Origin of the sequence: uncultured Nitrospira sp. (assembly GCA_902500695.1) — a bacterium.
Lineage (GTDB): Bacteria > Nitrospirota > Nitrospiria > Nitrospirales > UBA8639 > Nitrospira_E.
Genome location: CABVRQ010000007.1, coordinates 31,356 through 41,994 on the forward strand (window position 1 = coordinate 31,356; position 10,639 = coordinate 41,994).

General features: G+C 44.6%; 10 protein-coding genes. 3 read left to right on the forward strand and 7 right to left on the reverse strand.

Annotated features, from left to right (window positions below; genetic code table 11):
• Together AAH187_RS02960 and AAH187_RS02965 are read left to right on the forward strand one after the other, a co-directional pair.
• A partial coding sequence (locus AAH187_RS02960) for a BON domain-containing protein (protein WP_342346940.1) occupies positions 1-650 on the forward strand: 650 nt, incomplete at its 5' end.
• Positions 651-670: 20 nt separating this feature from the next.
• On the forward strand, positions 671-1,822 hold the full coding sequence (locus tag AAH187_RS02965) for an MFS transporter (RefSeq protein ID WP_342346941.1): 1,152 nt from the start codon (positions 671-673) through the stop codon (positions 1,820-1,822).
• A 526-nt stretch (positions 1,823-2,348) separates the two neighbouring features.
• Here the strand turns inward: AAH187_RS02965 and AAH187_RS02970 are convergent.
• From AAH187_RS02970 to AAH187_RS03000, 7 genes are all read right to left on the reverse strand, one after another.
• Positions 2,349-2,798, reverse strand: a complete 450-nt coding sequence (locus tag AAH187_RS02970) for a response regulator (protein WP_342346942.1) — start codon at positions 2,796-2,798, stop codon at positions 2,349-2,351.
• A gap of 271 nt (positions 2,799-3,069) precedes the next feature.
• Positions 3,070-3,696, reverse strand: a complete 627-nt coding sequence (locus AAH187_RS02975) for a hypothetical protein (RefSeq protein WP_342346943.1) — start codon at positions 3,694-3,696, stop codon at positions 3,070-3,072.
• Positions 3,697-3,789: 93 nt separating this feature from the next.
• Positions 3,790-4,038, reverse strand: a complete 249-nt coding sequence (locus tag AAH187_RS02980) for a hypothetical protein (RefSeq protein WP_342346944.1) — start codon at positions 4,036-4,038, stop codon at positions 3,790-3,792.
• A gap of 442 nt (positions 4,039-4,480) precedes the next feature.
• Positions 4,481-4,852 (reverse strand): response regulator, encoded by a 372-nt coding sequence (locus AAH187_RS02985; protein WP_342346945.1) that lies wholly within the window; start codon positions 4,850-4,852, stop codon positions 4,481-4,483.
• Positions 4,853-4,968: 116 nt separating this feature from the next.
• Positions 4,969-5,517 (reverse strand): hypothetical protein, encoded by a 549-nt coding sequence (locus tag AAH187_RS02990; protein WP_342346946.1) that lies wholly within the window; start codon positions 5,515-5,517, stop codon positions 4,969-4,971.
• Between the two features lie 40 nt (positions 5,518-5,557).
• The gene (locus AAH187_RS02995) at positions 5,558-7,372 is read right to left on the reverse strand and encodes an ATP-binding protein (protein ID WP_342346947.1); all 1,815 of its coding nucleotides are present in this window, start codon (positions 7,370-7,372) and stop codon (positions 5,558-5,560) included.
• A complete protein-coding gene (locus AAH187_RS03000) occupies positions 7,353-8,732 on the reverse strand; it encodes a sigma-54 dependent transcriptional regulator (protein WP_342346948.1) in 1,380 nt (459 codons plus the stop codon). The genes AAH187_RS02995 and AAH187_RS03000 overlap by 20 nt, the downstream gene beginning before the upstream one ends.
• A 618-nt stretch (positions 8,733-9,350) precedes the next feature.
• On the opposite strand from AAH187_RS03000, the gene AAH187_RS03005 reads away from it, so the two are divergent.
• Positions 9,351-10,639: glycogen debranching N-terminal domain-containing protein (locus AAH187_RS03005; RefSeq protein WP_342346949.1), on the forward strand; the 1,289-nt coding region annotated here is incomplete at its 3' end.

Consider the following 10,639-nt stretch of genomic DNA (forward strand, 5'->3'; position numbering starts at 1 on the left):
TTTTTCATAAATTATTTATGAACTCGACTTTTACGCTATGTACCATTATATGGGCCATTAACATAACTCATGCCTATTCTATGCCTGTGTCAATACAAGATGAGGCTCCAATTATTCAAGTCCAGGACCATCTAGCGAAACCTTCCACAAAAAATGAATCTCCAGTCGAAGAACAACGGAAAGCATCACCTAACATTATAGAATCCCAGAATTTGGAATTAAAACTGGTGTTTATGGGTGATCCCCGTCTCTTTCCTTACGATATCGATTGTCAGATCCAGGAGAAAACAGTCAAATTGACAGGTGCGGTACCCCTTGAAGAAGAAAAGGCCTTGGCTACAGTATTAACTACCCACCTGATAAAGGGAAAAGAGATTGTCAATCTCATCGAAGTTCGTCCCTCTTTAAGTGCAACCTTACAGGCCGGCATAGACACTAGTCTGACGGAACTGGTTAAACAGCGTTTTGCCAAAAGCCAAACCTTGCGAGAGGCCAACTTCGAAATTGTCACAATTCGAGGTGTGGTCTCTCTAAGTGGCCAAACAAGATTTCAGGTGATTGCCTTGGAGGCTGCACAAGCCGCCAGGGAAATTCCTGGTGTTATTGCTGTCCTTACTCAAAATATTCGTCTTGAGGCAGGGAATGAGTGAAGGAACTCATTTCGAAAGTTATGTCCAAGGTTTCTCCATCTTCCCATAGCCTTCCTCAATCTCTTGCTTTGGTTACCACTCCCCCGCTTTTATTTCAAAGGAATTTTGGAATTATTTGGTGGAGTCAGCTTATCTCTCAAATCGGAGATGGGGTAACCAAACTGGCTCTATTATGGTTTGTCTATGCGGTCACCGGTTCCGCTCTCCAAACAACGATCATTGGAATCTTGCAAACACTCCCTCCGATTGTATTTGGCCCCTTCATCGGGGTGTTCGTTGACCGTTTTCCCAAAAAAATCATTCTCATCGGTACGGATCTTATACGAGCACTGGTTATTGGAGTCATTCCCTGCCTGGTCTCACATGAAGCATTCACGGTTGAATTTTTATATGTATTGGTCCTTGGCAATGCCATAGCCACTTCCTTATTCGCTCCGGCCCTATTCGCCTCCATCCCGTTTATCGTGGAGAAATCCTCCTTAACCGCCGCAAATGCCCTCCTGCAAAGCACGATGAGTCTGGGAGTAATTTTCGGCCCATTGTTGAGCGGGTTAGGGATCGCCCTTTCAAGTTCCCAGGAGGTGCTCTGCATCAATGTCCTGACCTATATTGGATCGGCTGTGCTCTTGGTATTTGTTTCTATTCCCGAGGTGACTAACCCGGCTAAAACCTTCCAAATCTCCATCACCAGTTATGTGAAAGATTTACAAGAGGGTGTCCAATTTACCTTTTTCCGGCAGCCCGTTATTCTTCCCCTTATTCTTACAGCTGGGCTGTACAGTTTTGTTATGAGTGCCTTTCATACTTTATTGCCGGTCTTTGGCAGGAACATGTTGAAATTTGGGCCAGTGGAAGTCGGGTATATCACATCAGGGGTAGGAGTGGGCCTATTTCTGGCATCCCTTTTCCTTGCCAAAGCCAATCTCGGAGCACAGTGGCGACGCATTCGCCTATTGGCCATAACCAGTCTGATGGCCGCAGTCGCTTTATGGGCTTTTACCGGAACCATTGCGTTGCCCCTCAGCTTGTTAATCGTTATCGTTATTGGCATGGGAAGTGGCGTTTTGACCCCAATTGAGTGGGGAATTATCCAGGAAATCTCGCCGCCACATCTTATAGGACGTGTTCTGGCCTTATATGGAACGTTGGCCATGTTCGCAGCCATCGGGTGAATGACGACGTTTGGATGGATGATGGCACCGTTCGGTGAAACATGGACTCTCCTGGCTATGGGGGTGATCCTACTCATCACGTCCCAGGTCGCCCTCCAACTCTCACGTAGAGTCCGATCCTACTCAAATTTTAAATAGTATTGAGAGGAGCCCCCTCTAATTTTTCCTGATCAGGTCCTGACCCGATGGGTCTTTGCCTGGGACTCCTGTGTCCCAAGGATATCTTCTCTCCAATTCCTCAACGCCAACCAGCAATTGACTTAATAGGAAGGGTGGGTTCTCACGATGAAACAAGGAAAATGGAATTTCAAAAATTTCTATCGAAGAGAAGAAGAATAAAAAAGGGATTAGGCAGCTTTGGGTCCTCTACCAATCCTACCAAACATTGCGGACAGTCCTTTAATCGGAAATTTCCCACAAGAAGAGATCCTTGAGTTGCTCATAATTATTTCGGGAAAACTCCATGTTTGGCTCTATTTTTCAATCCTAAAAAAATCAAAATGTATGCCTGATAACCGTAAATTCCTCACGATTCATCGAACGCTTCTTTAACTCTTGACGATAAATCAGCGAGAGAACATGGTTTTTCCAAAATTGCATAAACCCCTGCCTGTTCAGCTTTCTTCCGAATTGGTGCACTGACATCTCCTGACACAAAAATTATGGGCATATATCTTTGAGTTTGCTTCAGCCAATCGATTAATTCTAACCCATCCATTCTGGGCATGCGATAATCAGTAATTACCAAATCGACATGCTTTTTTTTGATTTGTGCTTTGGCCTTCTCCCCATTTTCGGCTTCAACGCATAACAGTCCCAATCGTACCAATCGGTCACGTAAAAGTAATCGAAAGTCTATATCATCATCAACAATCATGACGATTTTTCCTGGTGATTCCTTCTGAGGCATTGCTTTTTTCCTTGTCGTCACGAAATTATATCGATTGCATGTGTTCGCAAGTAATTCCGTGGTCATCGTGAACCTCCTTTATTATTTCATTCTCCCAAATCATCTCTTCTACAAAAGCTTTACGTTCTGGCAAATAAAGTTTGTGTTTTGCACATAAAAAAATAGTTCCATTTAAAGAATATTCCTATATTCAATGGTTGCCCTCTAAATGGCTTCCAGTGCCGGGACCTCGACGCACATCCTCCAATTTTCACCGATATGGTTAAGGCTTCTTTCTCCCAATCAGGCGACGTTTTAATTTTTCATAAGTGGATATTTGCGAAAAATCCCGGACGCCTTAGTCAGAGTTCATCCCTGGTTCATCCTGAAGTTCTTCGATATTAATTGCGTATCCGGCCTCTCCAAATTGAGCGACAATGGAGCCTCCCTCATGAATGTCTCCTTCAAGAGTACCCCAATCATCAAGGTGCAAAATTTCAGTTTGCTCACCCTGTTTCACAACAAGAAATTTCCTTTCCATTTGTTCGACCTTTCCGGTAATCCGACGAGGAACAACGGAATTATTTAAATTCGTATTAATCGGCTCAATCTTCTGCACGGTTTGAAGGGACCCATCCTTGCCAACACTTGCCTTGACATGATCTCCTAAAAATATATCCCCTATTTTCTGTGTTTTGTCTCCAAGGTGGAGATCCCATACTCTCCCAAGCGGCGCCTTCACTTCATATCGCAGATCCTTCATTTCAGAAAAATCTTTTCCCACAAATTCACCCTGAATCCTTGTAACCTCTCCTTCAATGATGATTTGCCCTATGTCTCCTTCTCCTTGAATCCTCTCTTTCTTTTGACTACCCTCGGAAGCCATCCCCATATCCGTTGAAGGATTCAAAGCCAAAAATCCGACCATAACGATCAAGGACATGCCTATCGTAATTTGAAAATGATTAAAGTTTTGCCTTTTCATGGCTCTCTCTCCCTTCTTCCATCCAATCAACCCTTATCGCCTGAGAATCAGGGGATTTTCTCTCCGTGAGCTCCACCCGATTCCAAAGAACCCTCATTCATTCTTTAACACTTTCACTTCCTTGGCATGACCGTCTCTCTCTACCATGGCGATAATCATTACACCGGGCAGAGCACGACCACTGGTATCCGTATACTTATCCACTTGAATCTTCCACTCAGTCCCTTGGGAATCTTGCACAACACACCAGTCACCTTCTACCTCTTGGACAATCCCGCTTACTTTGCTCAATAGTCCTTCCTTATGCGCTTGTTCGGTCAAGTCATTGGTCATCCCTCGCATATCTGATGCCTGAACAAACGAAATGACACAATGAAAAACACTGTGATGGAATACGGAAGGAATTTCATGAGATCCTCCTAGGTTATAGGGGAATATTGAATTCCCTCCCAACCCTGCGAGGATATTCAGGAAAGAGAATCCTCATCCTACCTATTAGCTATACCGCAAACATCAGGCCAGAACAGTTTGATGGACTTTCTCAAAAAAGGCGTTGACAAATCACGTTTTTTTAGGTGGGGATATCAAGCGGACCAGAGAGGATCATGTAAGAATTCCTCGAACCGGTAAAAATTACAAAAAACCTTGTAAAATTTACAAAGCAATCAATAAAGGAAAGCATTGATGCAGCAGATGCGGTTTTAGAAGAATAGAAATTGGGGACAACCCAACACAGGGGGAGAAGCCTGGGAAGGAAGAATATCGAAAGCCCGGAGCTGATTATTCAGCTACCGAGAGCTTCCATCAGAGATTTAAGATGGGCAGGCCGAATGGGTTTTTCCAAGCATCCGGCCAAATTGAATTGTTGAGCTCGGGCTTGAACTCCTTTTTCTCCACTGACGACAATGATCTCTATGCTTGGGTTGAATGATCTGAAAATTCGGACCAAATCCCAACCATTAATTTCCACATTCAAAATTGGAGGAAGATTGATATCGATGACGGCCACTTCAAATTTTTTTTCTTTGATTTTTTTTATGGCCTGCAAACCATCCTGGGATGTATCGGCATGATATCCATACATACCAAGCATAGACTTCAGGCCCTCACGGCTATTCATATCATCCTCTACGATTAACACGTTCTTTTTAGTCATGTGCCACCATATTGAGAGGCCTCGCCGTCAATAACGGCAAGCGGGCTGATTGTCTTCCAATGTTCACTATCGTAATTCCTCCCTATCAATCATAAAAGTGTCAAGAAGATTCTCTGTTATGGTTTTGTGGAATTGTTAACAATTTCCTTAGTCAAGGTATTGGCTTTCTCGGATAAATTCATTGCCATTGACAGATCATTTTGAGAAAAAGCCTCTTGGGCTTTTTCCAGAAAACTATTGATTGAATTGTAGGTATCGTATTGCTCCTTGGATAGCTGTCTTTCATTTATGGTGCGCAACAAATTTTGCGTCTCATCTATTTTTGCCTTGTATTTCACAATCACCTCATCATTATCTTTATGAGGAATCTCGGGGACAAGGATTGCAGGTTTTTGCTCTTGCGAAGCCGGAACTTGTTGGTGAGGTTTATCGGATGGGATTTTATTTTCCCCGGGGATAGGCTCAGTAGGCGTAGGATCGTCCGCAGAAACCGGTTTATTAGGAGACGAATTGGAGGAAAGATGAATGAATGACGGACCGAAAACCTCTTTCATTGGTGTGATCTGATTGGGATACCAAAAGTCCATTCGCGGGGCAACACTGCCTAATGAGCATCCACTAAGGAACAAGCTCAATCCCCATATTAGAAATTGACTTCCACCCATGAAGACTCTCCGTTGAAGACATGACAACACAATTGTCACCTCAAATCTTTCTTGGCAATCGGATAATAAAGGTGGTGCCTTGCCCCATTTCCGTTTGAACATCGATAATTCCTTCATGTAATTGAATAAAGCGATAGACTAACGAAAGACCCAAACCGCTGCCATGATGTTTGGTAGTGTAATACAATTGAAAAATTTTTTCTTTTTTTTCAGGTGGAATACCAGGACCTTGATCGCTGATTGATATTCGAATTTCATTGTCCTGATGGGTCGATGTGGCAACTCGAATTTCTCCGCCTTGTTCTTCCATAGCTTGACAGGCATTTAAAATAATGTTGAGAAAAACTTGACTCAAGAGATCAGGGTCTGCGGCAATGGCTGGAAGATCTGACTCACAATCAAGGACGATGCGGATGCCCTTATTTCCCCATTCCGTTTCTAAAAGACTCAACTCCCTCTTGAGCAACTGATTGACATTCACGGACGAAATTTCCAGTTCTTGCGGGCGCATGAATTTCAAAAAACCAAGTACGACACGATCCAAACGATGGACTTCCCCTTCCAGGACCTCTAAACTTTTCTGGAAGTCTCCATTGAGGCTCTTTGTTTCCTCCTTTAAAATTTCGAGATGAATAACCATTGAGTTCAGAGGATTTTTGACTTCGTGGGCGAGCCCTGAAGTCAGTTGGCCCAAAGTCGTGAGCTGGGCAGCATATCGAACCAACGATTGCAGGGTTTTCATGGCTTCCATATCTCTACATAAAATCATGGCTCCGTGAATCTGTGAAAAGGGCCCCAAACAAACGACAGAGATATAAAATGACTTATCTTCCCCCTTTCTGGGCAAGGAGCAGGAGACAGCCTTAAAATCCTTTTTCTCTCTCAATGCCTGTTCTACCAATTGAATGAGGGGAGCAAAAGATTCTCCCAGCTCGTCCAGGCGACCGGGGAGAGGAGAAATCGGCATATCCACCATCGCTTCCATCGCTTGGTTCACAAAGAGGATCTGGCCTTCTGCATCAATAAGGATAATTCCATCCTCCAGATGTTCAATCACTCCTTGAAGGTGCGTTTCCTCACTCAATGTTTTGAGACGATCAGATTTCAGTTGTTGCCCTAACAACTGAAGCTGCGAGGCCAGTTCTCGAAATTCATCCGTCCGGCTTAAATCCGTTAATACATCAAAACGTCCTTGACGTAGTTGCTCCATTTGATCGGCCAGAGCATGGATGGGACGCAACGTCAACGTCGCCAGGCCCAACGTTAACAACCAGGCAATAGGCAAGGCCACCAAAGCAAACACAACACTGGTTTTCAAAGAGGACGTCATTCTTTCACGAAGCAGACTGGTATGGATACCCACAATGACTTCGCCGATGGGGACATTTTCCCAGGTCATTGGTAACGTGCTGTCAAAAATTGATCCCTCTTGGTACAGCACAGTAAAACGGTCAATGGGTCCCAGTGAAAGAAGGTCTTCGAGTTTAGGCCTGGTTGGATGTGGGCGCTCAGTTTTAGCACCTTCGGAATGCAAAAGGGTTTTTCCTTGAGGATCAACAATGAGGGCATAGAGGAGATGAGGCGAGTATCCCACGCTGGCTTCAAGAAATTTCTTGAGCTCCTGATTTGTGGCCAGCAGAACAACAGGATGGGTGTCGGGTGACGGAGCATTCAGCACCACCCGCTTACCGTACTCAAAAATTTGTCGTTTAATGAGAGAAACCTGGTCCAAGGTTTCCTGGATAATGACATTGCTTAACTGAGAAAGATTAAGGAATGTACTGCCAACCACCACCACCAGTGTAAGGACTGTAACCCCTAACGCTTCCTTTCCCTTAACGTTCAATCGCATCATGTAACCCGTACCGATGAAGTTTATTATGAAGCGTTTTTAGACTAATCCCAAGAATCTCCGCTGCCCGTGTCTTATTATTTTGATTATGCTTAAGCGTCTGAACGATGAGTTGGCGTTCCGCATCTTCGATCGTCGATCCCATGGGCAGTCGCACCGAATCCCCCTTCTCTTCAGGATTTTCACCGTCCGGTGCTTTGGCAAATTCAGGGAGATGTTCGATCGTAATCACATCTGCGGTACAGGTCATCACGGCCCGTTCAACGGCATTTCTCAGTTCACGGACGTTTCCGGGCCAGGCATGCGTCATTAAACGCTCCAACGCTTCATCATTAATTGATTGTACGGTTCTCGTATAATTGGCATTAAATTCTTCAATTAAAGCTTTCACCAATAAAGGGATATCATCTGCTCTGTCTCGCAGTGGCGGGAGATGGATGATACACACATTCAAACGATAGTACAGATCTTCACGCAATGATCCATCCTGGATGGCCTTCAATGGATCCTTATTTGTGGCCGCCACGACACGGACGTCGACCTGGATAGGAATCGTTCCGCCAATCCGTTTAACTGAGGAATCTTGAAGAATTCTCAGAAATTTGGCTTGAATGGTCGGACTCATTTCGGCCACTTCATCCAGAAAAAGGGTACCTCCATGTGCCAACTCGAAACACCCAGGCTTTCTATCCAAGGCACCCGTAAAGGCACCCTTTTCATGCCCAAATATTTCACTCTCCAAAAGGGTTTCTGGGATGGCTGAACAATTCACCGGTATAAACGGGCCCTTGTTTCTTTGAGACAAATCATGGAGACTCTGTGCAACCAATTCTTTTCCTGTGCCACTTTCACCGAGAATGAGGACCCTTGCCGGCGTCGGGGCGGCCAACTCTATGAGACTATAGATTTCCTGCATGGGTTTACTCTTGCCCACCAATTTTCCAAGTCCCCACAACCCTTTGAGTCGTTTCCTCAACAAAATCATTTCTCTATGGGTCTCTCCTTTTTCCAACGCTTTTTCCACCATAATGCGGAGCCTTGGCACATCCAGAGGTTTGGTCAAATAATCGTAGGCACCCTGCTTGATAGAAGAAACGGCCGTCTCAATGGTCCCGTGACCGGTCAGGACGATGACTGGACTAAATATTAATTCTTTTTGAAGAAACTGAATGAGCTCGAGCCCATTGAATCCAGGCATCACCAAATCCGTAATGACCACATCAGGATGAAAGTGGGGGATTTTAGTCAGAGCTTCTTTCCCATCCGCAGCTTGTCCCACCTCATAGCCCCATTTTGCCAAAAGGATAGCCAACCCTTCACGAGAAGCCTCTTCGTCATCGACAATTAAAATTTTATTCGCCATTATTTGTCCCGCATTGAAATGCGCTATTCACGATCCTTGATCATTCAGACCATAAAGGCCTGATCTTTCTAAGCAGACAATGTGTATAGATTTTTTTAAAGTATACCCTTTGGCAGGAGAATCTTCACCAACAAAAATGGACGCTACCAGAAATCGTCTCTACTATGAAGCGTTTGAAAGTCTTGCGGTGCCTAAGAACCGAAATTCCCTAACATTCATTCGTGAAGCTTTCTTCAAACATTCTCGACCCTCTTATAGACAGTCAGATTCGATTAAAGGGGGTTCTTCGATAATTTATGTTGCGTGAGTAAAAGGTGGAGTTGCCCTCAAAAATAGCCATTTTGATTGTATGAGCGGGGAAGCTCACATTTTGATATACATCCTTGATATTGGCTGGCTAGATTTCTGGCATTCAGCCGGAAGAGCAAGAATGGAGATAACAAATTTCGCTTATTATCCTCGCGGACGGACAAGGGAATTCTGTTTTCATAGGGGTTTTTATTTCCACCAACAAAATTCCCTCAACCTTCTTATTTTTTGGCCTGAGGCTTTGAAAGTGTCCCTCCAGATGAATAAAATGAATGATACAATAATTTTTCGCTAGTCAATGGAAAGGCCATGAATGACAAAATAGTCCGGATAGGAGATGCGCATTATATTCTGGCGACTTCTGCGCTTGCCGATACCCGAACGCATGTCTTAAAGGATGGGGAGACCTTTGGCATTTTTAATCCATACGGTGACATTCAACACGTGGGACTGGGTGAGCAGGGCCTTTACCATGAAGGAACCCGGTTTCTTTCAGGATTGGAATTCCATATTGAAGAAACCCACCCCTTTCTCCTGAGTTCCGCGATCAAGGGAGACAATGCCTTACTCACAGTGGACCTGACCAACCCTGATCTGGATAAAAATGGTCTACCATTTCTTCCTAGAGGCACTCTTCATATTTCTCGGACAAAGTTTCTCTATCAAGCTCGGTGCTTAGAGGAACTCCGGTTCACCAACTATTCCTTACATGCTTTCCCCTTCAAGTTTTCCATCCACTATCAGGCAGATTTCGCTGACCTCTTCGAAGTAAGAGGGGAACAACGGTCTCAACGGGGGATCATGACCACCACACCCCTGGAAGACCACACTATTATGTGGGAATATCAGGGGTTAGACCATGTAAAACGGATGACCCATCTGACGACCGACCTGGTTCCCCAACAAACCACGACGAGTTCAATGACATTTGAATTATCGTTGAAACCTCAAGAGGAAAAAATCTGTCACCTCTCTATTGCCTGTTCAATAGAAGGTAAGACAGTAAAACCTATCATTTTTATCACGGCCCAATCCCATGCGGCTCATAACTTACAAACAACTAAATCTCAGTTTTGCACAATTCATACCGGCAATGAACAATTCAACGACTGGCTTAATCGATCACTTGATGACACTTGCATGATGACGACCAACCTTCCTGAAGGGCCTTATCCCTATGCAGGCGTTCCATGGTACAGCACGGCTTTCGGGAGGGACGGAATTATTACCGCCTTGGAATGTTTATGGATTAATCCAGGTCTTGCACGCGGGGTTTTGAGTTATCTGGCTTCAACACAAGCCACACAGATGATTCCTGATCAAGATGCGGAACCTGGGAAAATTTTACATGAAACCCGTAAGGGTGAAATGGCTGCGCTTAAAGAAATTCCATTTGGGGAGTATTACGGGAGCGTTGATTCGACACCATTATTTATCCTCCTGGCTGGTGCCTATTACGACCGAACGGGAGATAAGGACTTTATCGCCTCGCTCTGGCCTCATCTGGAACTGGCGCTGGTTTGGATCGATAAATATGGAGATCAAGACGAGGACGGATTAGTGGAGTATTTTCGGCAAACTCCCAGCGGCTTTCCTCA

Coding starts and splice junctions, on each gene's coding strand:
- AAH187_RS02965 (WP_342346941.1), top strand. CDS start 671: ATGTCCAAGGTTTCTCCATCTTCCCATAGCCTTCCTCAATCTCTTGCT.
- AAH187_RS02970 (WP_342346942.1), bottom strand. CDS start 2,798: ATGACCACGGAATTACTTGCGAACACATGCAATCGATATAATTTCGTG.
- AAH187_RS02975 (WP_342346943.1), bottom strand. CDS start 3,696: ATGAAAAGGCAAAACTTTAATCATTTTCAAATTACGATAGGCATGTCC.
- AAH187_RS02980 (WP_342346944.1), bottom strand. CDS start 4,038: ATGCGAGGGATGACCAATGACTTGACCGAACAAGCGCATAAGGAAGGA.
- AAH187_RS02985 (WP_342346945.1), bottom strand. CDS start 4,852: ATGACTAAAAAGAACGTGTTAATCGTAGAGGATGATATGAATAGCCGT.
- AAH187_RS02990 (WP_342346946.1), bottom strand. CDS start 5,517: ATGGGTGGAAGTCAATTTCTAATATGGGGATTGAGCTTGTTCCTTAGT.
- AAH187_RS02995 (WP_342346947.1), bottom strand. CDS start 7,372: ATGATGCGATTGAACGTTAAGGGAAAGGAAGCGTTAGGGGTTACAGTC.
- AAH187_RS03000 (WP_342346948.1), bottom strand. CDS start 8,732: ATGGCGAATAAAATTTTAATTGTCGATGACGAAGAGGCTTCTCGTGAA.